Annotated in this window: 23 protein-coding genes; 13 read left to right on the forward strand and 10 right to left on the reverse strand. The window is 72.5% G+C overall.

All coding sequences use genetic code 11. The features are described 5' to 3' along the window. Nucleotides 1–99: 99 nt before the first annotated feature. Complete coding sequence (locus AB0E02_RS14525) at nucleotides 100–1,350, forward strand: SAV2148 family HEPN domain-containing protein (RefSeq protein WP_201807310.1); 1,251 nt, start codon at nucleotides 100–102, stop codon at nucleotides 1,348–1,350. Nucleotides 1,351–1,372: 22 nt separating this feature from the next. Next, nucleotides 1,373–4,663 (forward strand): BTAD domain-containing putative transcriptional regulator, encoded by a 3,291-nt coding sequence (locus AB0E02_RS14530; protein ID WP_362138870.1) that lies wholly within the window; start codon nucleotides 1,373–1,375, stop codon nucleotides 4,661–4,663. On the opposite strand, the gene AB0E02_RS14535 is transcribed toward AB0E02_RS14530, so the two are convergent. Beyond that, nucleotides 4,609–5,430, reverse strand: a complete 822-nt coding sequence (locus tag AB0E02_RS14535; protein ID WP_362138872.1) for an SDR family NAD(P)-dependent oxidoreductase — start codon at nucleotides 5,428–5,430, stop codon at nucleotides 4,609–4,611. The genes AB0E02_RS14530 and AB0E02_RS14535 overlap by 55 nt on opposite strands. A gap of 233 nt (nucleotides 5,431–5,663) precedes the next feature. On the opposite strand from AB0E02_RS14535, the gene AB0E02_RS14540 reads away from it, so the two are divergent. After that, on the forward strand, nucleotides 5,664–6,383 hold the full coding sequence (locus tag AB0E02_RS14540) for an exonuclease domain-containing protein (RefSeq protein WP_362138874.1): 720 nt from the start codon (nucleotides 5,664–5,666) through the stop codon (nucleotides 6,381–6,383). A 64-nt stretch (nucleotides 6,384–6,447) separates the two neighbouring features. Here AB0E02_RS14540 and AB0E02_RS14545 read toward each other — a convergent pair whose 3' ends face one another. Next, on the reverse strand, nucleotides 6,448–7,338 hold the full coding sequence (locus AB0E02_RS14545) for an aminoglycoside phosphotransferase family protein (RefSeq protein WP_362138876.1): 891 nt from the start codon (nucleotides 7,336–7,338) through the stop codon (nucleotides 6,448–6,450). Between the two features lie 182 nt (nucleotides 7,339–7,520). Here AB0E02_RS14545 and AB0E02_RS14550 point away from each other — a divergent pair, with 182 nt between their 5' ends. From AB0E02_RS14550 to AB0E02_RS14585, 8 genes are all read left to right on the forward strand, one after another. Continuing rightward, nucleotides 7,521–8,465 (forward strand): sugar ABC transporter permease, encoded by a 945-nt coding sequence (locus AB0E02_RS14550; RefSeq protein ID WP_362138878.1) that lies wholly within the window; start codon nucleotides 7,521–7,523, stop codon nucleotides 8,463–8,465. Next, nucleotides 8,462–9,301 (forward strand): carbohydrate ABC transporter permease, encoded by an 840-nt coding sequence (locus tag AB0E02_RS14555; protein ID WP_362138880.1) that lies wholly within the window; start codon nucleotides 8,462–8,464, stop codon nucleotides 9,299–9,301. Before AB0E02_RS14550 ends, AB0E02_RS14555 begins: the two co-directional genes overlap by 4 nt. Then, a complete protein-coding gene (locus AB0E02_RS14560) occupies nucleotides 9,301–10,629 on the forward strand; it encodes an extracellular solute-binding protein (RefSeq protein ID WP_362138882.1) in 1,329 nt (442 codons plus the stop codon). The genes AB0E02_RS14555 and AB0E02_RS14560 overlap by 1 nt, the downstream gene beginning before the upstream one ends. A gap of 321 nt (nucleotides 10,630–10,950) precedes the next feature. Further along, a complete protein-coding gene (locus tag AB0E02_RS14565) occupies nucleotides 10,951–12,159 on the forward strand; it encodes a S8 family peptidase (RefSeq protein ID WP_362138884.1) in 1,209 nt (402 codons plus the stop codon). A 153-nt stretch (nucleotides 12,160–12,312) separates the two neighbouring features. After that, complete coding sequence (locus AB0E02_RS14570; RefSeq protein ID WP_362138887.1) at nucleotides 12,313–12,939, forward strand: TetR/AcrR family transcriptional regulator; 627 nt, start codon at nucleotides 12,313–12,315, stop codon at nucleotides 12,937–12,939. Continuing rightward, a complete protein-coding gene (locus tag AB0E02_RS14575) occupies nucleotides 12,936–14,522 on the forward strand; it encodes an MFS transporter (RefSeq protein ID WP_362138889.1) in 1,587 nt (528 codons plus the stop codon). The genes AB0E02_RS14570 and AB0E02_RS14575 overlap by 4 nt, the downstream gene beginning before the upstream one ends. A gap of 67 nt (nucleotides 14,523–14,589) precedes the next feature. Continuing rightward, a complete protein-coding gene (locus AB0E02_RS14580) occupies nucleotides 14,590–14,730 on the forward strand; it encodes a hypothetical protein (RefSeq protein ID WP_158744977.1) in 141 nt (46 codons plus the stop codon). Next, nucleotides 14,696–15,796, forward strand: a complete 1,101-nt coding sequence (locus AB0E02_RS14585; RefSeq protein WP_362138892.1) for a glycosyltransferase family 2 protein — start codon at nucleotides 14,696–14,698, stop codon at nucleotides 15,794–15,796. Before AB0E02_RS14580 ends, AB0E02_RS14585 begins: the two co-directional genes overlap by 35 nt. Before the next feature lie 170 nt (nucleotides 15,797–15,966). On the opposite strand, the gene AB0E02_RS14590 is transcribed toward AB0E02_RS14585, so the two are convergent. Then, the gene (locus tag AB0E02_RS14590; protein WP_362138894.1) at nucleotides 15,967–16,998 is read right to left on the reverse strand and encodes a LacI family DNA-binding transcriptional regulator; all 1,032 of its coding nucleotides are present in this window, start codon (nucleotides 16,996–16,998) and stop codon (nucleotides 15,967–15,969) included. 326 nt (nucleotides 16,999–17,324) lie between these two features. Here AB0E02_RS14590 and AB0E02_RS14595 point away from each other — a divergent pair, with 326 nt between their 5' ends. Next, nucleotides 17,325–17,600 carry a hypothetical protein gene (locus tag AB0E02_RS14595; protein WP_362138896.1) on the forward strand — a complete coding sequence of 92 codons (276 nt, stop codon included), beginning with the start codon at nucleotides 17,325–17,327 and terminating at the stop codon, nucleotides 17,598–17,600. A 132-nt stretch (nucleotides 17,601–17,732) separates the two neighbouring features. Beyond that, nucleotides 17,733–19,415, forward strand: a complete 1,683-nt coding sequence (locus AB0E02_RS14600; protein WP_362138898.1) for an alpha-amylase family glycosyl hydrolase — start codon at nucleotides 17,733–17,735, stop codon at nucleotides 19,413–19,415. A gap of 31 nt (nucleotides 19,416–19,446) precedes the next feature. Here AB0E02_RS14600 and AB0E02_RS14605 read toward each other — a convergent pair whose 3' ends face one another. The 7 genes from AB0E02_RS14605 to cysC form a co-directional block, all read right to left on the reverse strand. Further along, nucleotides 19,447–20,217, reverse strand: a complete 771-nt coding sequence (locus tag AB0E02_RS14605) for a sirohydrochlorin chelatase (RefSeq protein ID WP_362138900.1) — start codon at nucleotides 20,215–20,217, stop codon at nucleotides 19,447–19,449. 4 nt (nucleotides 20,218–20,221) lie between these two features. Then, nucleotides 20,222–21,169 carry an ABC transporter permease gene (locus AB0E02_RS14610; RefSeq protein WP_362138902.1) on the reverse strand — a complete coding sequence of 316 codons (948 nt, stop codon included), beginning with the start codon at nucleotides 21,167–21,169 and terminating at the stop codon, nucleotides 20,222–20,224. After that, nucleotides 21,156–21,962 (reverse strand): ABC transporter ATP-binding protein, encoded by an 807-nt coding sequence (locus AB0E02_RS14615; protein ID WP_362138904.1) that lies wholly within the window; start codon nucleotides 21,960–21,962, stop codon nucleotides 21,156–21,158. The genes AB0E02_RS14610 and AB0E02_RS14615 overlap by 14 nt, the downstream gene beginning before the upstream one ends. Before the next feature lie 36 nt (nucleotides 21,963–21,998). Beyond that, nucleotides 21,999–23,108, reverse strand: coding sequence for an aliphatic sulfonate ABC transporter substrate-binding protein (locus tag AB0E02_RS14620; protein WP_362138907.1), 1,110 nt, complete (start codon nucleotides 23,106–23,108; stop codon nucleotides 21,999–22,001). A gap of 213 nt (nucleotides 23,109–23,321) precedes the next feature. Next, nucleotides 23,322–24,677, reverse strand: a complete 1,356-nt coding sequence (locus AB0E02_RS14625; RefSeq protein ID WP_362138910.1) for a GTP-binding protein — start codon at nucleotides 24,675–24,677, stop codon at nucleotides 23,322–23,324. A 2-nt stretch (nucleotides 24,678–24,679) separates the two neighbouring features. Beyond that, a complete protein-coding gene (gene cysD / locus AB0E02_RS14630) occupies nucleotides 24,680–25,630 on the reverse strand; it encodes a sulfate adenylyltransferase subunit CysD (RefSeq protein ID WP_362138912.1) in 951 nt (316 codons plus the stop codon). A 91-nt stretch (nucleotides 25,631–25,721) separates the two neighbouring features. Continuing rightward, the gene (gene cysC / locus AB0E02_RS14635; protein ID WP_362138914.1) at nucleotides 25,722–26,255 is read right to left on the reverse strand and encodes an adenylyl-sulfate kinase; all 534 of its coding nucleotides are present in this window, start codon (nucleotides 26,253–26,255) and stop codon (nucleotides 25,722–25,724) included.

The following is a 26,255-nucleotide window of genomic DNA, read 5'->3' on the forward strand; positions in this document are numbered from 1 at the left end:
GGGAGTTGGTAGACGACTCGACCCATCCTGCTGCACCGCCTCCCGCACCGCAGTAGTCTGCCTTGATCGTTGGCACGGGGGTTCGGAAGGCGGTGGCAGGTGAGCGGCGGGCTGGAGTTGCCCCCTGGTGACGAGAGTCATGAGGGGCATGACGGCGGCTCCGTCGACGCACCGCCCGGCGCGGTGTCCCTGGCACGTCCGCTGGAGATCGGGGCGGAACTGGACTGGGGCGCCGAGGCGTGGAGCGAGGTGCGCACCCGTGCCCGCCGGGCCGGGCGTGCCTACATCTGGCTGAATCTCGTCGAGCAGCGGCTGCGGGCCGTGGTGGCGGCCGTGCTGCGGCCCATCTACGAGCCGGTGCACGGCGACGAATGGGTGATCGCCGCGGCCGGCCCCGCCGGTCAGGAATGGGTGCAGCGGGCGGTCGCGGTCCGCGAGGTCAGCCGCCGCAAGGGCTACCTCCTCGACCCCGCGGACGACAACATCGTCAGCTTCCTGACGCTGCCGCAACTCCGCGAACTGATGGTCCAGCACTGGCCCTGCTTCGAGCCGTACTTCGACGACCGCCGGGAGGTCGAACTGGCCCTCGACGAGCTGGAGGTCGCCCGCAACATCGTCTCCCGCAACCGCGCGCTGTCCGAGACCGTGCTCGCCCAGGCCGAACGCGCCTCCGCCCGGCTGCTCGACATACTCGGCTCCGGTGCCGGCACCCGTATTTCCGGGCGACTGCCCATCGACGCCGTCGAGGACCTCGTCGGGGACCGCTACGCCGACGTCATCGGCGTCCACCCCGACCGGGTCCGCCTCCAGCGCCAGCTGCCGGCCGAGGACCTCTTCGGCGGTGCCCGCCGGCTCGACGCGGTCGGCATCGGGCTCAACCTCCTCGTCCAGAACTACTCCGGCCGCCGCCTGGTCCGGCTCGCCGAATCCGGCTGCCGGGTCCGGCTGCTCTTCCTCAACCCGGCCAGCAGCGCGGTCCGCCGCCGGGAGCGGGAAATCGGCCTGAAGAAGGGCGAGATGAGCCGCTCCATCGAGATGAACATCCTGCACATGCGGCGGGTGCGCGCCCGGCTGCGCGACCCCGGCGCCTTCGAGATCCAGGTCTTCGACGAGACCCCGCGGTTCACCGCCTACCTCGTCGACGGCGACGGGGCCGACGGCCTGGCCGTCGTCCAGCCGTACCTGCGCAAGAGCCGCGGCATGGAATCCCCGGTCTTCGTCCTGCGCGGCGGCTCCCGGGACATCGTCCGGCAGGACGCCCGGGACGGACGCGACGGCGACCACGGGCTGTTCGAGACCTACCGGGAGGAGTTCGAGGGCATCTGGGCGGACTCGCGGCCGGTTTCCTGACGCACCTCGTACGGTTGTGCGTATGCAGTTCCGCGTACTGGCCCCCCTGGACGTGCGGTCCACCGACGGCCGCCCCGCCCCCGTCCCGGAGAAGAAGGTACGGGCCCTGCTCGCCGCCCTCCTGGCGCACCACGGCCGTCCGGTGTCCGCCGACCGGCTCATCGAGCACCTTTGGGGCCCGCGGCCGCCCGCCCACCCCACCGCGTCCCTCCAGAGCAAGGTCTCCCAGCTCCGCCGCGCCCTGGACACCGCCGAACCCGGCGCCCGCACCCTGGTGGCCACCGCCCCGCCCGGCTACCGCCTGGACATCACCGCCGACGCCCTCGACGCCGGCCGCTTCACCGCGCTCACCACCCGCGCCCGGACCGCCCGCTCCGCGGCGGAACGGGCCGGGCTGCTCGCCGAGGCGCTGGACCTGTGGCAGGGCCCGGCGTTCGCCGGCTTCGCGGACGACGACCTGATCCGCCCGGTGGCCGAGAGCCTGGAAGAGCAGCGGCTGACCGCCCTGGAGGAGCACGCCGCGGCCCGGCTGCACCTGGGCGAGCACACCGCACTCACCGGCGAACTGGCCCCCCTCGTGGCCCGGCACCCGCTGCGGGAACGGCTGCGCGCGCTCCAGCTGACCGCCCTGTACCGGTCCGGCCGGCAGAGCGAGGCGCTGGCCGCGTACGACGAGATCCGCACCCGGCTGGCCGAGGAACTGGGCGTCGATCCCGGCGCCGAACTGACCGCGGTGCACCAGACGATCCTGCGCCAAGAACCCTGGCAGCCCCGGCCCGTGGCCACCACAGCGCCGGCGCACACCCCGGGCGCGCAGCCGCCCCGGCACCCCCGCCCCCGCACCAATCTCCCCACCCCGCTCACCGAACTCCTCGGCCGCGAGGACGCGGTACGCCAGGTCGGGCAGGCCCTGGCGGCCCACCGGCTGGTGACGCTCACCGGCCCCGGCGGGGTGGGCAAGACCCGCCTCGCGCTGGAGACCGCCGGCCGGCCGGCCGACGACTTCCCCGACGGCAGCTGGCTGGTGGAGCTGGCCGCCCTCGGCCGCCCGGACGAACCGGACCGTGACCGCCGCGCCAAGTGCACCGCCGCCGAGGTGGCCGAGGCGGTGCTGGCCGTGCTCGGCGTCCAGGAGGGCGCGGCGGCCGGACCGGTGGCCGAACGCCTGGTCGCGGCCGTCCGCGGCAAACGCCTCCTGCTGGTCCTGGACAACTGCGAGCACCTGGTCGACGCGGCCGCCGAGGTCACCGCCGAACTGCTGGCCGCCGCCCCGTCGTTGCGCATCCTGGTCACCGGCCAGGAACCGCTGGGGCTGGCGGGCGAGCGGATCCACCCCGTACCGCCGCTGGCCCCGGACGGCGCGATCGCCCTGTTCGCGGCCCGTGCGGCCGCCGCCGACCCCGGCTTCGTCCTGGACGCCGACAGCGCCCCCGCGGTCGCCGAGATCTGCCGCCGGCTGGACGGCATCCCGCTCGCCCTGGAGCTCGCCGCCACCCGCGTCCGCGCCCTGGGCGTACGGGAGTTGAGCGCCCGGCTCGACGACCGGTTCCGGCTGCCGGCCGCCGCCCGGCGCGGCGCCCCGCGCCGCCAGCAGACCCTGCGCGCCATGATCGACTGGAGCTGGGAGCTGCTGCCCGGCCCCGAACGCACCGTGCTGCGCCGGCTGGCCGTCCACGCCGACGGCTGCACCCTGCAGGCCGCCGAAACGGTCTGCGCGGGCGACGGCATCGCCCGCGAGGACGTGCCGGAGCTGCTGGCCCGGCTCGTGGACCGCTCGCTGGTGACGGTCGCCCGGACGCCGTACGGGACCCGCTACCGGCTTCTGGAGACCGTCGCCGCGTACTGCCTGGAACGGCTCCGGGAGGCCGGCGAGCTGGCCGCGACACGCCGCCGGCACCAGCTCCACTACACCGAACTGGCCGAGCGCGCCGCCCCGTTGCTGTACGGGGCGGCCCAGCGGGAGTGGCTGGAGCGGCTCGACCAGGAGACCGCGAACCTGCGCGCCGCCCTGGACGGCGCGGTCGTGGACGACGCCGCGGACCGGGCGCTCCGGCTGGTGAACGCCCTGGCCTGGTACTGGTTCCTGCGCGGCCGGCTCGCGGAGGCGGGCCGCTCGCTGGACGCGGCGCTGACCGCGTCCGCAGGGGCGCACCCGGACGTCCCGGAGGGCCGGCGGCTGCGGGCGGCCGCCTGGCAGGTCGGCATGGCCTCACTGGCGGGCGGGGACGCCGACCCGGTGACCCGGGCGGCCGCCGTCCTGCGTCGCTACGAGTCCCACGACGACCCGGCCGAACGGGCCTGGGCCCAGTGGTTCCTCGGCTACGCCCAAGTGGGCCTCGGCGACCCCGGCGTGGCGGCGGACCGGATGGCGCGGGCGCTGACCGCGTTCCGGGCGCTCGGCGACCGCTGGGGCACCGCGGCGGCGCTGAGCAGCCGCGCCCAGGGCACCGGCGGCGAGGACCTGCCCGCCCGCCGCCGCGCCGCCGAGGAGAGCGCCGCGCTCTTCGCCGAACTGGGCGACCGCTGGGGCCAGTTGCACGCCACCGACGCCCTGGCCGCGATCGCCGAGATCGCCGGCGACTACGGCCGCGCGGCCCGGCTCCACCAGGAGGGACTGCGCAGCGCCGAGGAACTGGGCCTGCGGATCCAGGTCTCGTACAAGCTCTCCGGGCTCGGCCGGATCGCGCTGCTGACCGGCGACCTGGCGGCCGCCCGGGACCACCACGAGCGGGCGCTGCGGCTGGCCGCCGAACAGTCCCACCGGCGCGGCGAGATGTTCGCCGAGTGCGGACTCGCCCTCGGCGCCAGGAGGGAGGGCCGGCTCGACGAGGCCGAGGCGCATCTGCTGCCCTGGCTGGAGTGGTGCCGCGGCCGGGAGGGCGATCCGGGAACCGCGTTCGTCCTGGCCGAACTGGGCTTCATCGCCGAACTCCGCGGGGACGCCGCCACCGCCCGCGAGCGTCATCTCGACGGGTTCGCCGCGGCCCGCGCCACCGGCGACCCCCGGGCGGTCGCGCTGGCCCTGGAGGGCCTGGCCGGTGCCCGGACGCTGACCGGCCACCTCGCCTCCGCGGCCCGACTGCTCGGCGCGGCGGACGCCCTGCGCAGCGCCGCCGGCGCACCCCGGCCGGCCGCGGAACGCACGGACGTGACCCGCAGCACGACCACCGCGCGCCGCGGGTTGGGCGCGGTGGCCTTCGACACGGCGTACGCGCGCGGGGCGAAGACGACCCCGGAGGAACTGGTGGCGGAGGACCGCTACGAAGTCCCGGTGATCCCGCCGTCCACCCGCAGCTCGATCCCGTTGACGTAATCGGCGCGCGGGCTCGCCAGATAGGCGACCGCGGCGGCGATGTCCTCCGGGCGCCCCAGCCGCCCGGTCGGGTTCGCGGCGTACGCGGCGACGACGTCCGCCTCGTCGACGGCACCCACCGACTCCACGGCCGCCGCGGTGCCGTTCCCCTCGTCCGTCGTGTCCGCCGCCCGTTCCTCGAACATCCGGTACATCGACGGGCTGACGATCACCCCGGGACTCACACAGTTCGCGGTGACCCCCGTCCCGGCGAGGTGTCGGGCCAGGCTCGTGGTCATGTTCACCACGGCGGCCTTGGCGGCGGAGTACGTCACCATGTTGGGCAGCGGCGTCCGCACGGCCCGGCTGCCGATGGTGATGACCCGGCCCCAGCCGTGCGCGCGCAAGGACGGCAGCAGCGTCTGGCTGACCCGCACCGTGGGCAGCACGTTCCCCTCGAAGGCGGCCCGCCAGTCGGACGCCCGGGAGCTCTCCCAGTCGTGCTCGGCGAACGGCCCGGCGTTGTTGACGAGGATCTGGACGCCGAAGTCCCGGGCGGTCAGGGCGATCTGCTCCGCCACGCCCGGTTCCGTCAGATCCCCGAGCACCACTTCCGTCCGCACGCCGCGCGCCGCGACCCGTTCGGCGACGGCCGCGGCGGCCCCCGCGTTGCGGCCGTGGACGAGGACCTCGCACCCCTCGTCCGCCAGCGTCTCGGCGATCGTCGCCCCGATCCCCGAACTGCTGCCCGTCACCAGCGCCCCGTGTCCTGCCAGCCGTAGGTCCATGCGGCCAGCCTAGGGGGACGCCGCCCCGATCGTGCCGGGCTCGCGGTTCTGCGCGCGGGGCCCGGTCCGGTGCGTGACGACGGGCGGCCGGTCGATTGTCAGTGGTGCGTGGGAGAGTGGCGGAGCAACGGGGGAAGTACCACCGAAGGAGACCGCATGAGCGAGCGTGGCGAGCTCGGCACGGCAAGGAGCGTGCCGGGCGCGTGCCGGGCCGGGCGAAGTGAGGTACCGGCATGAGCTGGCATCAGGAGCTGCTGGTCGGCTTCGATCTGGAGACCACGGGCACGGACGTCGAGCAGGACCGCATCGTCACCGCAGCCCTGATCCGGCTGGAGGGGGACGGCCGGGCGGTCGGGAAGCAGACCTGGCTGCTCGATCCGGGCGTGCCGATACCCGAGGAAGCAGCGGCCATTCACGGCATTTCGACCGCATATGTCCAGCTGCACGGCCGACCGCCCGCGACCGCGATAGAGGAGATCACCGAGGCGCTGGCCGAGGCCCTGCGCGCGGACATCCCCCTGGTGGTGATGAACGCCCGCTACGACCTCTCCCTCCTGGACCGCGAGTGCCGGCGCCACGGCATACGGACCCTGACCGAGCGGCTCGGGCGCGCACCCGCGCCGGTCATCGACCCGCTGGTGCTCGACAAGCACGTGGACCGCTACCGCAAGGGACGCCGCGCGTTGCAGGCGCTGTGCGGTCACTACGGCGTCCGGCTGGAGGGGGCACACGAGGCGGGCGCCGACGCCGCCGCCGCGGCCGGGGTCGCCCGGCGCATCGGCGAGCGGTATCCGGCCGTCGCCCTGCCGTCGCCGCGTGCGCTGCACGCCCTGCAGGAACAGGCGGCCGCCGAGCAGGCCGCCTCCTTCCAGGCGTACTTGCGCCGCAGCGACCCGGAGGCGACGGTCGAGCCGGCCTGGCCGCTGATCCCGTATCAGGCGACGAGGGTCTGATCCGCCGGCCGCCGGGCCGGGGCAGCGGCAGGCGCAGGAGCCGGCCGGTCGCCGCGACGCCGGGTCAGAAGGGGTACCACCGCACCGTCGCGTCCTTCTCGCGCAAGGAGGCGATCCGGCGCCGGAATTCCTTCAGCGCCGCCGGGTTTCCGGGCGCGTGCTGGGACACCCAGGCGCAGCTCGCGGTCTCCCGCGATCCGCGCAGCACGGCGCAGCCCTCCCAGTCCCGTACGTCCCAGCCGTAGACGGACACGAAGGTGTCGTAGGCGTCCGCGGCCAGGCCGTAACGGTCCCGGCTGAGCGCCATCACGACCAGGTCGTGCTCCCGCAGGTCGAAGGAGAAGGTCTCCAGATCGACGAGCACCGGCCCGTCGGGCCCGACATGCACATTGCGGGTCAGCGCGTCACCGTGGATCGGCCCGCGCGGCAGATGCGGCTCCAGCGCCGTGGCGGCCGCCGCGAAGGCGTCCCGGCGCCCGCGCAGATACTCCGCGTCCGGCGCCGATACGGCGTCACCCGCCAGCCGCAGCCAGCGCTCGACACCGCCGAGCAGTTCGCGGCGGGGGAGCGCGAAGGGCGGCTCCGGCAGCGCGTGGACGAGCTTGAGCAGCGCGGCGAGGTCCTCGGGACCGGCCGGCCGGACGGCCTCCGGCAGCCGCCGCCAGTACGTCACGGGATGCCCGTCGACGAGCGTGGCCACCGGCTCCGCGGCCCGCACGGCCGGCACGCCCTCGGCGGCCAGCCACTGCGCCACGGCCAGTTCCCGCTCGGCGCGTGCCAGGAGGTCGGCGCTGCGGCCCACCCGTACGACCGGACCGCGCCCGCCGAGCGCGAAGACGGCGTTCTCACCGAGCGCGAGCAGTCGGGCGTCGGCCGCCGCCTCCGGTCGTCCGGCCGCGGCGAGTACGTCCCGGGCACGCGCCTCGGTGAAGGCGGCCGGGCTCGGTTCGGTCATGGTGCTGCCTCCTGCGATACGTACCGGCCCTCAGTGTCGCAGGTGCACCCGGGGCCCCGGGATGGGGAGAGCCTGCACGGAATCCGGCCGGGACCTTGACGACGGCAGCCGGTCTCACGACGATGACGGCGGCCGGTGGGGAGCGGCCACCGGGGGACGGGACGGGGACGGGGGGCCGAACGATGGCAGCAGCGCCGACCGCGGTGGCGCGGCGGTCCACCACGGCGGGCCCCGGCCGCGCCGGCCGGCCCCGGCGCGACCACGGCGTCTGGTTCCTCGTACTGCCCGCGCTGCTCCCGATCCTGGGCCTGAGCGTCGGACCGCTGCTGTACGGCATCGGCCTGTCGTTCACCGACGCCCAGTCCGGCCGGACCCGGGCCACCGGCTTCGTCGGACTGCTGAACTTCTCCGACCTGCTGCACGACTCGCTGTTCTGGGACTCCTTCCGGATCGGCCTGATCTGGGCGTTCGGCGTCACCGTCCCGCAGTTCCTGCTCGCCCTCGGCCTCGCCCTGCTGCTCAACCTCGACCTCCGGCTACGCTGGCTGGCCCGGGCGCTGGCGATCATTCCGTGGGCGATGCCCGAGGTCGTCGTCGGCATCATGTGGCGGCTGGTCTACCACCCCGACGCCGGTGTGCTGAACGAGACCCTGCGCGGTCTCGGCCTGTCCGGTGCCGAGGGACGGGACTGGCTCAGCGGCCTGGCCACCGCGCTGCCCGCGGTGCTGGTCGTCGGGGTCTGGGCCGGGATGCCCCAGACCACCGTCACGCTGCTGGCCGGTCTGCAGAACGTGCCGCCCGAACTGCACGAGGCCGCGGCCCTCGACGGCGCGGGCGCCTGGCGCCGCTTCCGCACCGTCACCTGGCCCGCCCTCAAACCGGTCGCCCTCGCCGTCACCGCCCTCAACTTCATCTGGAACTTCAACTCCTTCGCCCTGGTCTTCGTGCTGACCGACGGCGGCCCCGGTGGCCGCACAAGACTGCCGATGCTCTTCGCGTACGAAGAGGCCTTCCGCTACGGGCAGTTCGGGTACGCCGCCGCGATGGGCCTGGCGATGGTCGCGGTGATCTCCGTCCTGCTGGCCTTCTATCTGGCCGGCCGGCTGAAGGGGGACGAGGACCGATGACCGCATTTGGCCGCGCCGCCACCCGCACCGGCCAGTACGCCGCGCTCCTCGGCTACCTCGCCTTCCTCGCGTTCCCCTTCCTCTGGCTGGTCTCCACCGCCGTCAAGCCGCCCCGCGAGCTGGCCGCCGCCCACCCCACCTGGATCCCCGCGGCACCCACGCTGGAGAACTTCCGGCACGCCTTCGACCAGCAGCCACTGCTGGCCGCCGCGGGCAACAGCCTGCTGGCCGCGGCGGCCTCCGCAGTGCTCGCCGTCGTGCTGGCGACCCCGATGGCGTACGTCCTGGCCCGTCACCGCACCCGCCTCGCCCGGGCGGCCACCGGCTGGGTCGTCGTCAGCCAGGCGTTCCCCCTGGTGCTGATGATCATCCCGCTGTTCCTGATCCTCAAGGGACTCCAGCTGGTCGACTCCCGGACCGGGCTGATCCTGGTCTACGTGGTCTGGGCGTTGCCGTTCGCGCTGTGGATGCTCACCGGTTACGTCCGGGCCGTCCCCCGCGAACTGGAGGAGGCGGCGGCCGTCGACGGCGCCGGCCGGCTCCGTACGCTGCTGTCCGTCACCGGGCCCCTGCTGGCCCCGGGCATCGTCGCCACCGCACTGTTCGCCTTCCTCACCGCCTGGAACGAGTTCTTCTTCGCCCTGGTCCTGCTCAAGTCGCCGGAAAAACAGACGCTTCCGGTGGTGCTGACCCACTTCCTCGGGGCGGAGGGCGTCGCCGACCTCGGGCCACTGGCCGCCGCCGCACTGCTCGCCACCCTCCCCGGCCTGCTGCTCTTCGCCGCCATCCAGCGCCGGATCACCGGTGGCATGCTCGCCGGGGCGGTGAAGAGCTGATGCCCGCCACCCGCACGCCGGCGCGGCCGGCCCGATGGAGCCGCCGGGGCCTGCTGACGGCTGCCGCCGCACTGCCCGCCGCGGCCCTGCTCCCGGGCTGCTCAGCCGAGCGCCCGCGGCGCGGCTCCGGGGGCCGGATCACCCTGCGCTTCCAGTCGCTGGCCTGGCAGCAGGACTCCGTCAAGGCCAACAGGCAGCTGGTCGCCGAGTGGAACAGCCGGCACCCCACCGTCCAGGTGAGTTACGTCCAGGGCGCCTGGCCGACCGTCCACGACCAGCTGCTGACCTCTTTCGAGGGCGGCGAGGCACCGGACATCATCCATGACGCCTCCGACGACCTCGCTGACTTCGCCTACGGTGGCGACCTGGCCGACCTCACCTCCCTCCTGCCGGCCCGCCTCAAGGCGGACATCCCCGGCCACAGCTGGGAGACCGCCACCTTCGACGGCCGTATCCACGGCGTCCCGTTCCTCCAGGAACCACGGGTGCTGGTGGCCAACCGCGCGAAACTGCACCGCTCCGGTGTCCGCGTCCCCACCCCGGAGGAGCCCTGGACCTGGGAGGAGTTCGCGGAGGTGGCCCGGCGACTGACCCGTGGCACCGACCACGGGGTGGCCTGGCCGCTGAAGGAACCGGTCTCGGCCACCCTCAACCTCTCGCTGTCCACCGGCGGCCGGGTCTTCCACCGCCGCCCGGACGGCCGGGTCCAGGTCCGCTTCGACGCCGTCGACCAGGTGGTCCCGCGGCTCATCCACGACCAGGTGAACGTCGACCGCACCGCCGCCCGTACGACGCTGGGCATGGGCGGGTCCGACACCCTCCCCGGCTTCTTCGCCGGGCGCTACGCGATGGTGCCGCTCGGCTTCTCCTACCGCCAGCAGATCGCCCAGCAGGCGCCCAAGGGCTTCGACTGGACGGTGCTGCCGGCCCCCGCGGGAGCGACACCGGAGCAGGGCGTGAGTCCGCAGACCCTGTCGATCGCCGCGGACTGCCCGTACAAGGAGGAGGCGATGGCGTTCATCGACTTCTTCCTCCGGCCGCCGAACATGGTCCGGCTGGCCCTGGGGGACTGGCTGTTGCCGACGGGCCAGGAAGCGCTACGGAACCCGGCGCTCCGGGTGCGGCGGTACGACTGGGCGACCGGCACCGCGCTCGCCGGAACCCTGCGTTCCGCCCCGGCCCAGTCCGTCCGCGGCTACCCGGAGTGGAAGGACAAGATCGCCACTCCGGGCCTGCAGGAGTACTACAGCGGCGCGATCGACCTCGATACCCTCCGCAAACGGCTGATCAGGGACGGCAATCTGGTCCTGGCGCGGTACCAGCGCTGAAGAACGACCCCGAAGTCGCCTTCTCATCAACGGAGTTGTGGCGACGGTCGGGCACACAGCAATCGCGGCCTGTTTCCCTCCATTACACGAACGTAAACGGAGTTGAGTCGCCTTGCTTCAAGTCGGCCGCTTGCTTTGAGCAGTTCTGGGCGCTTTTGCATTTTTTCAAGGTTGTTGCCTATCTCACACGACGGGGTCTCCCTTGAATTGGACCCATCAATCAGACAGGGTTTCGAGTCAGCCCGACGCAGATCTTCCTGCGTCCAGGGGCTGTTGGCGCAACGCTTTCCCCCCACACCACGAACGAGGAGAACCCTCGCAATGGCTCACAAGCGTTCCAGCAAGAAGCGGCTCGTCACGGCGATAGCCGCCGCGGTGGCCGCGACTGGTATCGCCACCGTTACCGCGGTGACCGCGGGCGCCTCGCCCGCCCCCGCCGAAGGCAAGATCTACGGCGCCCAGGCCAAGGGCGCTGTCAACGGCAGCTACATCGTCATGCTGAAGAAGTCGGTCCGTACGGCCGAGAGCGGCGATCTCGCTTCCAAGTACGGCGGCAAGGTGAAGCGCACCTTCTCCTCCGCCATCGACGGCTTCTCGGCCAACGGTCTGAGCGCCGAGGAGGCCAAGCGCCTCGCCGCCGACCCGGCCGTCGACAAGGTCGTCCAGAACAAGAAGTTCCACATCGACGCCACCCAGGACAACCCGCCGTCGTGGGGCCTGGACCGCATCGACCAGGCGGACACCCAGGGCGACAAGAAGTACAACTACCCCGACAGCGCCGGTGAGGGCGTCACCGCGTATGTCATCGACACCGGCGTCCACATCAGCCACAAGGACTTCGGCGGCCGCGCGTCGTACGGCTTCAACGCCATCGACGGCAGCGTCAAGGCCGAGGACGACAACGGCCACGGCACCCACGTCTCCGGCACCATCGCCGGTGAGGCGCACGGTGTCGCCAAGAAGGCCAAGATCGTGGCCGTCAAGGTGCTGGACGGCCAGGGCTCCGGCACCACCGAGCAGGTCGTCGCCGGCATCGACTGGGTCACCAAGAACCACAAGGGTCCGTCGGTCGCCAACATGTCCCTGGGCGGCGGCGTGGACGAGGCGCTCGACGCGGCCGTGAAGAAGTCCATCGACTCCGGTGTCACCTTCGGTGTCGCGGCGGGCAACGAGTCCAGCGACGCGGGCCAGAGCTCCCCGGCGCGCGTCAAGGAAGCCATCACGGTGGCCTCCAGCACCAACAAGGACGAGCAGTCCGACTTCTCCAACTTCGGCAGCGTGGTGGACATTTACGCGCCCGGTTCCGACATCACGTCGGACTGGAACAGCGGCGATGACGCCACCAAGACCATCTCGGGTACGTCGATGGCGACCCCGCACGTGGTCGGTGCCGCCGCGGTCTACCTGGCGGGCCACAAGGACGCCAAGCCCGCCGACGTCGAGAAGGCGCTGACCGACGGCGCCACCGCCGACAAGATCACCAACCCGGGTCAGGGAACGCCCAACAAGCTGCTGAAGGTCGTCGAGTAGGACCTCGACTCCCGTTCTCCACGCCGGCCGTCGCGCTCGCCCCCACGGGGCGCGGCGGCCGGCGTCGTCGTGTCTGCCGTTCCCTCGGAGTGTGTGGTCTCCCTTCACCCCGGCATGTAGACACTGTCTACCCACGCCTGGTAGACAGTGTCTATGTCTACGTCTACGTCCAGACCTGCGAACTCCGCGAACGAGGAACCCGCCCAGGACGCGGGTCTGCGCGCCCGTCTGGTCGAGGTCGGTGTCGAGCTGGTGGCCAGGGAGGGCGTGCAAGCGCTGTCACTGCGGGAAATCGCCCGCCGGGCAGGGGTTTCGCACGGCGCCCCGCGCCGCTACTTCCCCACGCACCTCGATCTGCTCTCCGCGATCGCCCGCCGGGGCTTCGCCGACCTGGCCGCCCGGACCGCCGAGGTGCTCGACGGCAACGACGCGTCTCCCCGCGCCCGGCTCACCTCGCTCGCCCGGACCTACCTCGACTTCGCCCTGGCCGAACGCGGCATGTATGAGCTGATGTTCCGTCACGACCTGCTGGAGAGCAACCGGCTCGGCCTACGGGACACCAGCCTCCCGCTCTTCCAGGTGCTCGTGGACCTGATCGCCCGGATACGGCCGTCCACGGACCCGCCGCCCTCGGTGGTCGCGGGCGCCCTGTGGGGAAACCTGCACGGCGTCGCCCAGTTGTGGGGATGGGGCAGCCTCCCGCTCGCCACCGGCTCCGACGACATCGAACCGCTGCTGCGCGCCACCCTCGACGCGCACCTCGGACCGGAGGCCCGATGACCACCGCCCCGCGCTCCTCACGGGGCCCCGCTGCCGATGACCACTCCTCGATGGAGCGCGGCGACGCTGACCGCTCCTCACGGGGCCGCCGTGAGGCCGACCCCGGAAGCCATCCGCCCGCCGCCTCATCTCGCCACCGCCCGCCCCGCGGCTCCTCGCTCTCCGGCCGCCACCGCCGTCTGATCCTCACCGGGAGCATCACCGGAGCGGTGATCGTCGCACTGGACGGCACCGTACTGACCATCGTCCAGCCGGCCCTCCAACGGGACCTGCGTGCCTCGTTCGTACAGGTCCAGTGGACCAGCACCGGTTACCTCATCGCCGTGGCCGCCCTGCTCGTCCTCGCCGGCCGGCTCGGCGACCGCTACGGCCACCAACGCATCTTCGCCCTCGGCATTCTGGGCTTCGGCGCCGCGTCCGCGGGGATCGGACTGGCACCCGGCATCGGCTGGGTGATCGCGCTGCGGATCGCGCAAGGTGTCTGCGGCGCGCTGCTGCAACCGGCCACCCTGGGCATGCTGCGCGCCACGTATCCACCGGACCGGCTCGCCATGCCCCTGGCCCTCCGTACCAGCGCCATCGGTCTCGCCGCCGCGGCCGGCCCGGTGCTCGGCGGGGCACTCTCCGCCCAGTTCGGCTGGCGCGCCGTCTTCTTCCTCAACGTGCCGCCCGCGCTGGCCGTCGGCGTACTGGCCCTCGCCACCCGCATGCCGACGCGACCGCACCCCCACGAGACCCCCGACGCCACGCGCCCACCCGCATCACCCCCGCCGGCCCGCTCCCCGCTCGACCTCCCCGGAGCCGCCCTCCTCTCCCTCGCCCTCCTTTGCCTGGTCCACACCCTCGTGGTGCTCCCGGAATCCGGCTGGACCGTGGTCACCCTGTTCACCACCGGGGCGGGAGCGGTCGCCTGCGGCGCCTTCGTCCGCCACGAACGCCGCACCGCGAGCCCCCTCATCCCGCCCACGGTCCTCACCTCACGCGCCGTGGCCTCCGCGCTCTCCGTCCTGCTGTGCGCTTCCGCCGGGCTGTTCGGCACGCTCTTCGTCGGCTCGTACTTCCTGCAGAACGTCCTCGCACTCGACCCGCTCCAGAGCGGTCTGCGCGTACTGCCCCTGGCCGTCATGATGGTGCTGAGCGCGCCTGCCTCGGCCGTACTCCAGCGCCGCTACGGCCCCCGCCGGACAACCCTCACGGCCATGACCCTCCTCTCCGCCGGCGTCCTGCTCCTCTCCCAACTCACGCCCGGATCCGGTGCGTTGACGATCAGCGGCGGTTTCGCCCTGCTGGGCGCGGGATTCGGCACGGTGATGGTCACCGCGACGGCGGTCATCGTGCGCCATGTCCCCGTGGCTCACGCAGGAGTGGCCGGCGGACTCCAGCAGACCGCGATGAACATCGGCCCGACGCTGGGGGTCGCCTTCGCGACCATGCTGACCGCCCTCACCTCCGCGATGAGCACCACGCTCCTCGCCCTGGCCGCCGTTGCCGCCACCGGCGCCCTGGCGGCCTGCGGACTACCCCTCCGCAACGGCACGAACGAAGCCGAGCAGGAGGCGGCATCCCCAATCCGCCCGAGCTGAAAGCAAGTTATCCACAGGAGGAACCCTCCGGAACCGGAACTCGCTCCCTCCGACTACCGTCGGTGACATGCACGGAGGACTGCCGTTCATCGGCATCAGCACCATCGTCTACGGCGTCATCGGTCTGACCGGCGTCGTCATCACCGCGATCCGCACCAAGGGGGGAGCCCGTCATGCGCACCATCACCGCCATCGTTCCTGCTCATAACGAGGAGGAGGGCCTGCCGGCCACACTGGAGTCACTCGCCCGGCAAACGGTCCCGCCCGACCGCGTCCTGGTCGTGGACGACGCCTCCACGGACCGCACGGGCGAGGTGGCGGCATCACACGGCGTCACGGTCTTACGCCCGCCCCGCAACCTCGGCAGCAAGGCCAAAGCCCAGAACTACGCCCTTCCGCACTGCACCACCGACCTCGTCCTGGCCGTTGACGCGGACACCGTCCTCGCCAAGGACTACATCGAAACCGTTCTGCCCGCCTTCGACGACCCCACCGTCTCGGTCGCGGCCGGCACGGTCCGCACCCGCCACACCCGCACACTCTGGGAACGCGGACGGTCCACGGAATACCTCTTCGGCTTCCACTGGCACCGCCCCATCCAGGCCCGCGCCAACAGCCCCATGGTCTGCTCGGGTTGCTGCTCGGTCTTCCGCCGCGACGACCTCATGACCTTCGGCGGCTTCCCCGAACGCACCATCGTCGAGGACATGGATTACACCTGGTCCCAGCAGATCGCCGGCAGACGCGCGGTCTATGTCTCCGACGCCGTCGCCCTCGCCGCCGACCCCGAGAACCTCACCTACCTCCGCAAACAGGTCTGGCGCTGGATGGCGGGCTTCTGTCAGAACGTCCGTCTCCACCTGGGGAGTCTGATCCGCCACAAACCCCTGCTGGCCCTCTGGGTGCTCCTCGCGCTCCTGGAGATCGTCACCGCACCGTTCTGGTGGGCGACCCCCTTCGTGGCCGCCGCGACCACCGGCCGGCCGCTCGCCGTCACCTTCGCCTGGTGGGCCGGAGCCGAGCTGCTCCTGACCGCGCCACCCCTGATCTACGCCGCCCACCGCCGCAAACTCCCGCTCGCCGGCGTCCTGTTGAACCTCCCCTGCGTCTACGCCACCAAGACCGTCAACCTCGTCTACGCCTGGAAGGCCCTCCTCGTCGAGCTCGTCCTGGTACCCCTCCACCTGGCCCGCGGCCTCACGGTGTACGAAAAGGGCCGAGCCGACACCCCGACGGGCCGAACGGTACGAACGGCCCCCGCCGGGGCGGCGTAGCGACGGCAGACGGAGGCGTCGGAGATCTGCGCTGGGCGGAGGCGTCGGACATCTGCATCGGCGGAGGTGCTGGCGTCTGCGCCGGCGGCGGCGCTGTTGCCTCTGCACCGGCGGCGGCGCCTCGCCCTGCTTCACACTTTCTGCTGCTCTCTAGCTCCCGCTGTTGACTTCTACGCTCCCGCCGGCGGCGGCGCCGTGGTACGGCGGGGGACGAGTTCGGTGGGGAGGACGATGTGGCGTGGGGCGTCGCCGTCGGTGTCGTCGATGACCGAGCGGGTGAGGCGGACGGCGGTGCGACCGAGTTCGGCGGCGGACTGGGCGAGGGTGGTCAGGCCCATGAGGGCGGACATGACGTGGTCGTCGAAGCCCATGACGGAAACCCGGCCGGGGACCGGGATGTTGGCCTCCCGGAGGGCGGCCAGGAGCCGGAAGGCCAGGTCGTCGGTTTCGGCGAAGAGTGCGGTCGGCGGGACCTGCAGACTCAGCAGCCGGCCCACCGCGGCGGCCATACCACTGCCCTTCCAGTCGGACACGCTCATGACGAGGTCGTCGTCGTGCTCGATGCCCGCCTCGGCGAGGGCGCGCAGATGCCCGGCGAGTCGGTTCTTGCTGCTCCAGGCGAAGCCCGTCCGGTCGGCGGTCTGGAGGAAGGCGATCCGCCGGTGCCCGAGGTTGAGCAGATGGCGGGTGCCGCGCAGCGCGGCCTCCTCGTCGTCCACATAGACGCTGGGCCGGCCGGGGGCGTGCTGGCTGACGAAGACCAGCGGCATGCCCAGGTCGTCGAGGCGGGCGCGTTCGGCGGGGGAGAGCGCGAAGCTCACCACGAGGAGGGCGTCGGCGTTGCGGCGGGCGGGCAACCGGTCGAAGAAATCGGCGCGTTCCTGGACGTCGGTCACGCTGTAGACCAACAGGTCGAGGCCGGCGTCGCGCAGGGCGGGGGCCATACCGGACAGCGTGGCGCTCAGGAACCACGACTCCAGGTGGGGCATCAGGACGGCCACCCGGCCGGTGCGGCCGGTGACGAGGCTGGAGGCGCTGCGGGTGATGGCGAAGGAGAGCTCGCGGGCGGCCGCCTCCACCCGGGCCCGGGTGGTCTCCGACACGGTCGGCAGGCCGCGCAGGGTGCGCGAGACGGTCGACACCGAAACCCCCGCCCGATGGGCCACATCGGCCATCGTGGCCTCGCTGCGAGCTGAGGACATGCCGGGACGCTAGCACAGACGGGTGATGACAGCGTTGGCAGGGGAGACCGCTTGCGGAATCTCTGGACCACTGCCCGTTGACCTGACCACGAGCCCACTTCTAGCCTGCAAGCGCTGTCATGAAGCATGCAGGCAGCCGAGACGTGAGGAGCACTCATGACCTTGCGCCGCAGAAGCCTGCGCGCCGACGGCCTTGCCGGGGCCGGGCTCACCAGCGGCTGCGCGGGCAAGCCCTTGGACACATTGCTGACCCAGGCCGCCCACGTCCCGCGTACCCCGGTCATTCGCGCCTCAAGGTCTCCGAACTCCCCGCCCGGAACGGGACGGTGGTGGCCGACCTGAACCTCCGGCCCCTCCAGCGCCGCTGTCCGAATCTCCGCATCTCCGCATCTCCGGGCGGGATCTTCACCTTCACCGCGACCTGGTCGGAGTTCCTGCCGGCGCTGATGGAGTTCCTGCTGGCGTTGACGTTCCACAGTGAGGACGGATACCGCACGGTTCCGGTCGGAATCGCGCTTTTCGCCGGACGGTGCACCGTCCCCTACGGGACGCTGTCCGCGGGGCCGTGGCGGCCGCCCTGCCCATCTCCGTCCTGGTCGTGATCGATCTTCCGCCGCTCGATCGCCTCGGGCATGACCTCAGCGGCGGTCGGGGGATGACAGCGCCGCCAGGGGCGCCGCCCCTTCCCGCCCGCCGACCACCCGGTGACACACCCGCTACCGAAAGGCAGCCACGTGACCGCACAGCACCTCGGCCCGGACCCCACAACGGCCGGCCGCAGCAGCCGCGACTGGTGGCGGCAGGCCGTCGTCTACCAGGTGTACCCGCGAAGCTTCGCCGACTCCGACGGCGACGGCATCGGCGACCTCCCCGGTGTGACCTCCCGGCTCGGCCACCTCGCCGACCTCGGGGTGGACGCCGTCTGGCTGAGCCCCTTCTACCCCTCCGAACTGGCAGACGGCGGCTATGACGTGGCCGACTACCGCGACGTCGATCCGCGGCTGGGCACCCTCGACGACTTCGACGCGTTGGTCACCGAGGCGCACCGTCTCGGCCTCAAGGTGATGGTCGACATCGTGCCCAACCACTCCTCCGACCAGCACGTCTGGTTCCAGGAGGCGCTGCGGGCCGGCCCGGGGTCCGCCGCGCGGGAGCGCTACGTCTTCCGCGAGGGCAAGGGCGCACACGGCGCGGAGCCGCCCACCGACTGGCTCTCCTGCTTCGGCGGCCCCGCCTGGACCCGGCTCCCCGACGGCTGGTGGTACCTCCACCTCTTCGCCCCGCAGCAGCCCGACTTCAACTGGGACAACCCCGAGGTCCGCGCGGAGTTCCGGAAGACCCTGCGCTTCTGGTCGGACCGCGGCGTGGACGGCTTCCGGGTCGACGTGGCGCACGGCCTCGCCAAGGACCTGGCGGCGCCGCTCCGCGACATCGGCACCGTCGAGAGCTACCAACCGGACGACCTGCCCGAGGACGGCAGCCACCCCTTCTGGGACCGCGACGAGGTGCACGAGATCTTCCGCGACTGGCGCACGGTCTTCGACGAGTACGACCCGCCGCGGATCGCGGTCGCCGAGGCCTGGGTGCGCAACTCCCGGCGCACCGCCTACGCCACCCCGCAGGAGCTGGGCCAGGCGTTCAACTTCGACTTCCTCAGGGCGTCGCTGCACGCCGGGGAGCTCCGTTCCTCCATCGACACCGCGCTCGCCGACGCCCGGGCGGCCGGCGCCACCGCGACCTGGGTGCTCTCCAATCACGACGTGATCCGGCACGCCTCCCGGCACGGCCTGCCGGACGGCTGCGACGAGGAGGCCTGGCTGCTCTCCGACGGCCAACGGCCGGTGGTGGACCGGGAGTTCGGTCTGCGCCGGGCGCTCGCCGCGACCCTGCTGATGCTGGCGCTGCCCGGCGGCGGCTACGTCTACCAGGGCGAGGAACTGGGCCTGCCCGAGGTCGCCGACCTCCCCCGCGAGGCCCTGCGGGACCCGGTGTGGACCCGCAGCCGCGGCCGGTCGAAGGGCAGGGACGGCTGCCGGGTGCCGCTGCCCTGGCGGCGCGGGGGAAGCTCGTACGGCTTCGGCAGCGGCGGGTCCTGGCTGCCGCAGCCGCCGGGCTGGGGCGAGCTGTCCGTCGAGGCCCAGCAGGGCGATCCGGCCGCGCCCCTGGAGCTCTACCGCGCCGCGCTGCGGATCCGCCGCGGACTGCTCGCCGACGAGGCACTGGAGTGGATCGGCGGCCCGGAAGCGATGGCCGGCGGACTGCTGCACTTCCGCCGCTCCGGCGGCTGGGAGTGCGTGGCCAACCTCTCGGACGCCGTCCGACCGCTGCCCGAGGGGCAACTGCTGCTGTCCTCCGCGCCGCTGAGTGGCGACCGGCTGCCGCCGTGGACGACGGCCTGGGTACGGACGGCCGGCTGAGCCCCGGTGCCGGACCGGTGGCCCGCGCCCCTCAGGCGATCAGGGACGACAGGTCGCCGCGGGCCCGGGCCACCAGCGACTGGTCGTAGCGCCGCAGCAGCAGCCGGGCCAGCTCGGGGGCGTCGCCGAGGACCGGCGCGAGGACGTCGGCCCGGGCCTCCCGGGCGCCGGCCGCGATCCGGTCCGGGAGGAAGCCGGGGGCGATGACGTAGGGGGCGACGGCCACCCGCGCCACGCCCTCGGCCCGCAGGGCCCGTACGGCCTCGGCCGTACGGGGCAGAGATGCGGAGGCGAACGCAGGTCGCACGGCACACCAACCAGTGGTGCGCCGCCACTCCCGCGCGATTTCAGCGATCACTGCGATCGCCTCCGGGTCTGAGGAGCCCGCCGAGGCCAGCACGACCCCGGTCGAGCGACGGTCCCCGGGCCGCAGCCCGGCCTCCGCCAGCCGGCGCTCCAGCGCGGCGGTCAGGAGGGTGGACGGGCCGAGCACCTCGGCCTGGCGGATCGTCAGCCGCGGCAGCCGGGCCGCCGCCTCGCGCAGCACCGCCGGGATGTCGGACTTCGCGTGGAACGCCCGGGTCAGCAGCAGCGGCAGCGCCAGGACCTCCCGCTCTCCCTCGGCCGCCAGCCGCTCCAGCACCCGGGGGACCCGGGGTGCGTTGAAGTCCAGATGGCCGACCTCGACACGCAGCCCGGGCCGCAGCGACCGGACGCGCGCGCAGAGCGCGGCGACGGTCGCCGCGTGCCGTGGGTCGCGGCTGCCGTGGGCGACGACGAGGAGAGTGGGACGTGCGCTCATGGGATCAGTTCTTGACCAGGAGACCGCGGCTGCGCAGCACCCGCCGCTCGATCGGCGCGAAGATCAGCAGCTCGATGCCGATGCCGACGACGAGGATGAGGAAGATCGCCGCGAGCACCCAGGACATGTCCTGCAGCTCCCGGCCCTGCTCCAGCAACTGGCCCAGACCGGTGCCCAGATCGGGCGCGTTGACGATCAGCTCGGCGGCCATCAGGGAACGCCAGGAGAACGCCCAGCCCTGCTTCAGGCCCGCCAGGTAGCCCGGCAGCGCGGCCGGCAGCAGCACATGCCGCACCCCGGCCAGACCCGTCGCGCCGATGGTGCGGCCCGCGCGCAGGTAGAGCGGTGAGATCTGGTCGACGCCGGACACCAGGCCGTTGGCGATGGACGGGACGGCGCCGAGCAGCACCACCGCGTAGATCGTGGCGTCGCTCAGCCCGAACCAGATGATCGCGGCCGGCACCCAGGCCACCGACGGCAGCGACTGCAGACCGCTCAGGATCGGCCCGATCGCGGCCCGTACGGCCTTGACCTGGGCGACGATCAGCCCGAGCACCGTACCGATGGCGACCGAGGCCACGAAGCCCAGCGCACCGCGCGAGACGCTGGTCCACACGAAGCCCAGCAGGGTGCCCTCCAGCCACTTCTGCCGGAGCGAGCGGGCGACGTCGACGGGACTGGGCAGCAGGTAGTGCGGCTTGAGCTGGAAGTGGTAGGCGAGCTGCCACAGCCCCAGCACGACGACGATCGCGACGATCGGCGGGACCGCCTTCGACACGGCGGTCCGCAGCCAGGGCTGCCGGTGCACGACGGTGGATTCCAGGGCGTCGAGCCCGGCCTCCAGACCGGCGAGGTCCGCGGCGTCACCGCCCTTCGCGGCGTTGCCGGAGGCGGCCGGGTCGTCGTCGGTCCGGGTGGTCGTGGCCCCGGCCCGGGTCTCAGTGCTGGCCATGGCGGCGGATCTCCCCACGCAGCTGTTCGGTGATCTCGATGGACAGGTCGGCGACCGCGGCGTCCTCGATGCGCCGCGGCTGCGGGATGTCCACCTGCCACTCGCGGGCCACCCGGCCCGGACGGGAGGACAACAGGACCACCCGCTCGGCCAGCCGCACCGCCTCGCGGACGTTGTGTGTGACGAACAGGACCGACAGCTGCGTCTCCTGCCAGATGCGGGTCAGCTCGTCGTGCAGCACGTCCCGGGTGATCGCGTCCAGCGCGGCGAACGGCTCGTCCATCAGCAGCAGTTGGCTGTCCTGGGCGAGCGCCCGGGCCATCGCCACCCGCTGGCGCATGCCGCCGGACAGCTCGTGCACCCGCTTGCCGTAGGCGCCCTTGAGGCGGACGAGTTCGAGCAGCCGCTCGGCCTCGTCCCGGCGCTCGGCCCGCGGCACCCCGCGCAGCCGCAGCGCCAGTTCGATGTTGCGGCCCGCGGTCAGCCACGGGAACAGCGCGTGTTCCTGGAACATCAGGGCCGGCCGGCCGCCCGGCGTCTCGATGCGGCCGGCGGACGGCGCGTCCAGACCGGCCACGAGGTTGAGCAGGGTGGACTTGCCGCAGCCGGACGCCCCCAGGAGGCAGACGAACTCGCCGGGTGCCACCTCGATGTCGATGTCGTCCAGCACGTGCTGCTGGGCGCCCGGGCGGCCGAACGACTTCGAAACGTGATCGATGCGAGCCGCGTACGGCACGGTGGTGCCCGTGTCCGCCGTGGCGGGCTGCTGCTTGGTGAGCGTGGTGGTCGTCATCGGTGTCACCTCCTGGGGGAGTGCGGAGCTACGGGCTTACTTGGTGCCGAGACCGGCGTCGTCGACCGGCTGCTTGCCCTCGGACTTGAGGACCTTGTTCAGCAGCGTGAGGTCGTAGATGCCCGTCAGGTCCGGCTTCTTCAGCAGGCCCGCCTTCACGGCGTGGTCGGCCTCCTCCTGGAGGGTGGCGGCCAGCGGGTCGTCGGTGATGTCGATGTTCTTGAAGGCCGGGTCGAGGACGTCGGCCGGCAGCGCCTTACCGGCCACGTCCGGCTCGGCGAGCTTGGCGTTGAGGGCCTTCTTCGCCTCGTCCGGGTGCGACCGGATCCAGGCGTTGGTCTTCACCGAGGCGCGCAGTACCGCCTCCACGGCCTTCGGGTGCTCCTTGAGGAACTTCTGCGTGACGATCATGTTCGTGATGACGAACTTGCCGTCCTTCCACAGCTTCTTCTCGTCCAGGATGGTCTTGCCGCCCGCCGCGACGAGCTTGGAGGCGGTGGGCTCGGGCACCCAGGCACCGTCGATGGAACCCTGCTCGAAGACGGTCGGCGTCACCTTGTTGTCGGTGCGCTGGACGGTGACATCGCCCTTGCCCGTGGTGGCGTCGACCTTGTAGCCCTTGTCCGAGAGGAAGTTGAGCAGCGCCACGTCCTGGGTGTTGCCCAGCTGCGGGGTGGCGATCTTCTTGCCCTTGAGGTCGTCCAGCCCCTTGACCTTCTTGGGGTTGACGACGAGCGAGACACCGCCGGACGCCGAACCGGAGATGATCTTCAGGCTCTTGCCGTGCGACTTGGCGTAGCCGTTGATGGCGGGGGAGGGGCCGATCCAGCCGATGTCGATCGCGCCCGAGTTGAGCGCCTCGATCTCGGCGGGGCCCGCGTTGAAGAGGGAGGTCTTCACCTCGGTGCCGCCCAGTTCCTTCTGGAACCGGCCGTTCTGGAGGCCGATCAGCGGGGTGGCGTGGGTGGTGTTGCCGAAGAAGCCGAGCTTGATCTGGTCGAGCCCGTCGGTCTTGGGCCCCTTGGGGGCGACCTGGGCGGAGGTGTCCTTCTTGGCCTCGGAGCCGTAGCCGCAGGCGCCCAGCGCGCCGATCAGCACGGGGACGGAGACGGCGGCCGCCAGCAGGCGGTGTCGAACGGCAGACACGGAGGTGGTTCCTCTCGGAGGGCCGGGAGACTACGCGCCCTCTAGGGCGCGCCCGGCGGAGCAGTGGATCTTCGGAAGGGGGGCGTGGGGGGTACGGAGTCGAGCATCGTCAGCACACACATCGGCCGACTCCGCCCTGTCCGCTGCCCATGGCGCCGCTGCCGATGCGGCCGCCCTCCTTGGCGAAGGTCGAGAACACGTCGTTCAGCATGCTCAGACGTCCCATCCGTCGTCGTCCGTCCCCTCGGCCGGCGCCGCCTCGGCGGCCGCCTCCGCGAACGCGGTGCCCGCCATGCCCGCGGTCAGCGTCGTGCCGTCCGCCGGGTCGATCAGCAGGAACGAGCCGGTGCGCCGGGAGTCCGCGTACGCGTCCAGGGCCAGCGGCTCGGCCGTCCGGACCACCACCCGGCCGATGTCGTTGGCGGCCAGCTCTCCGGGCGCCGGGTGCTGCGAGAGGTCGTCCAGGGTCAGCCGGGACGGGATGTCCTTGACGATCGCCTTGACGGTGCGGGTGGTGTGCTTGAGCAGCACCCGCTGTCCGACGGTCAGCGGACGGTCCGCCACATGGCACACGGTCGCCTCGATGTCCTGCGTGACGGCCGGCGCGGCCGCCGTCGGGGCGATCAGATCACCGCGCGAGACGTCGATGTCGTCGGCGAGCCGGACGGTCACCGACTGCGGCGCCCAGGCGACGTCCACGGCCTCCCCGAGCGCGTCGATCCCCTCGATGGTGCTGGTACGGCCCGAGGGCAGCACCGTCACCGCATCGCCGACGCGCAGCACACCGGCGGCGATCTGGCCCGCGTAGCCGCGGTAGTCGGGGTGCTCGGCGGTCTGCGGCCGGATCACGTACTGGACCGGGAAGCGGGCCGGGTCGTCCGACGGATCGGCGACCACCGGCACGGTCTCCAGGTGCTCCAGCACCGTCGGGCCGCCGTACCAGTCCATGTTGGCCGACGGGGACACGACGTTGTCACCGGCCAGCGCGGAGATCGGGATCGCGGTGATCTCCGGGACGCCCAGCGAGCCCGCGTAGGTCGTGAACTCCGCGGCGATCGCGGCGAAGACGGACTCCTCGTAGCCGACCAGGTCCATCTTGTTGACGGCCAGGACGACGTGCGGGACGCGCAGCAGGGCGGCGACCGCGGCGTGCCGGCGGGTCTGCTCGACCACGCCGTTGCGGGCGTCGACCAGCACCACGGCCAGCTCGGCGGTCGAGGCGCCGGTGACCATGTTGCGGGTGTACTGCACGTGCCCCGGGGTGTCCGCCAGGATGAACCGGCGGCGCGGCGTGGCGAAGTAGCGGTAGGCGACGTCGATGGTGATGCCCTGCTCGCGCTCGGCACGCAGCCCGTCGGTCAGCAGCGCCAGGTCCGGCGTCTCCTGCCCGCGGCCCAGCGAGGCCCGCTCGACGGCCTCCAGCTGGTCGGCCAGCACCGACTTGGAGTCGTGCAGCAGCCGGCCCACCAGCGTGGACTTGCCGTCGTCGACGGAACCGGCGGTGGCGAAGCGCAGCAACGAGGTGGCGCCGGCGTCCACGACGCCGTCAACGGCATTGGTGGTGCTCATGGTTAGAAGTACCCCTCGCGCTTGCGGTCCTCCATGGCGGCCTCGGACATCTTGTCGTCGGCCCTCGTCGCGCCCCGCTCGGTCAGCCGGGAGGCGGCGATCTCGGCGATCACCTTCTCGATGGTGTCGGCGTCGGAATCGACCGCGCCGGTGCAGGACATGTCGCCGACGGTGCGGTAGCGCACCAGACGGGTCTCGACCGTCTCGCCGTCCTTCGGGCCGCCCCACTCGCCCGGCGCCAGCCACATGCCGCTGCGGGCGAAGACCTCGCGCTCGTGGGCGTAGTAGATGGCGGGCAGTTCGATCTTCTCGCGGGCGATGTACTGCCAGACGTCCAGCTCGGTCCAGTTGGACAGCGGGAAGACCCGGACGTGCTCACCGGGCGAGTGCCGGCCGTTGTACAGCTGCCACAGCTCCGGGCGCTGCCGGCGCGGGTCCCAGCCGCCGAACTCGTCGCGCAGCGAGAACACCCGCTCCTTGGCGCGCGCCTTCTCCTCGTCCCGGCGGCCGCCGCCGAAGACCGCGTCGAAGCGGTTCTTCTCGATGGCGTCCAGCAGCGGCACGGTCTGCAGCGGGTTACGGGTGCCGTCCGGGCGCTCGCGCAGCTCACCGCGGTCGATGAAGTCCTGCACGGAGGCGACGTGCAGCCGCAGCCCGTGCTGCTCGACCGTGCGGTCGCGGTAGTCGAGGACCTCGGGGAAGTTGTGCCCGGTGTCGACGTGCAGCAGCGAGAACGGCACCGCGGCCGGCGCGAACGCCTTCAGCGCCAGGTGCAGCATGACGATGGAGTCCTTGCCGCCGGAGAACAGGATCACCGGCCGCTCGAACTCGCCCGCCACCTCGCGGAAGATGTGCACCGCCTCGGACTCCAGCGCGTCCAGGTGCGACAGCGCGTACGGGGAGTCGCCCTCGTGCCCCGGGCCGGTCTCGGTGATGGAAGCAGCCGTGGTCACGCTGCACCTCTTTCGTTCGCTTCTCCGCCCGCGCGGCGCAGCGGTGCGGCCATCGTTGTTGTCTGCGGGCCGGCGGCCGCGCGCGCGTCGCTCACAGGAGTCCCCTTTCGGTGAGCAGCTCGTACAGCGCCGCGGCGGACTCCTGCACGGTCTGGGTGTGCGACTCGATGCGCAGATCGGGCGATCCGGGAGCCTCGTACGGGTCGTCCACGCCGGTCAGCCCGGAGATCTCGCCGGCCGCCTGCTTGGCGTACAGGCCCTTCACATCGCGCTCGGAGCACACCTCGACCGGGGTCGCCACGTGCACCTCCAGATACGCGGTGCCCTCGGTCTGGTGGCGCTTGCGCACCGCCTCGCGGCTGTCCGCGTAGGGCGCGATCACCGGCACCAGCGCCTTGACGCCGTTGCTGGCCAGCAGTTCGGCGACGAAGCCGATCCGCTGGACGTTGGTGTGCCGGTCCTCGCGGGTGAAGCCGAGGCCCGCGGAGAGGAACTCGCGGATCTCGTCGCCGTCGAGCACCTCGACGCGGTGGCCCTCGCCGCGCAGCTTCCCGGCCAGCTCGCGCGCAATGGTCGTCTTGCCCGCGCTCGGCAGACCGGTCAGCCAGATCGTGGCGCCCGTCAT

The organism is Streptomyces sp. NPDC048196 (assembly GCF_040652715.1).
Classification (GTDB): Bacteria; Actinomycetota; Actinomycetes; order Streptomycetales; family Streptomycetaceae; genus Streptomyces; species Streptomyces siderophoricus.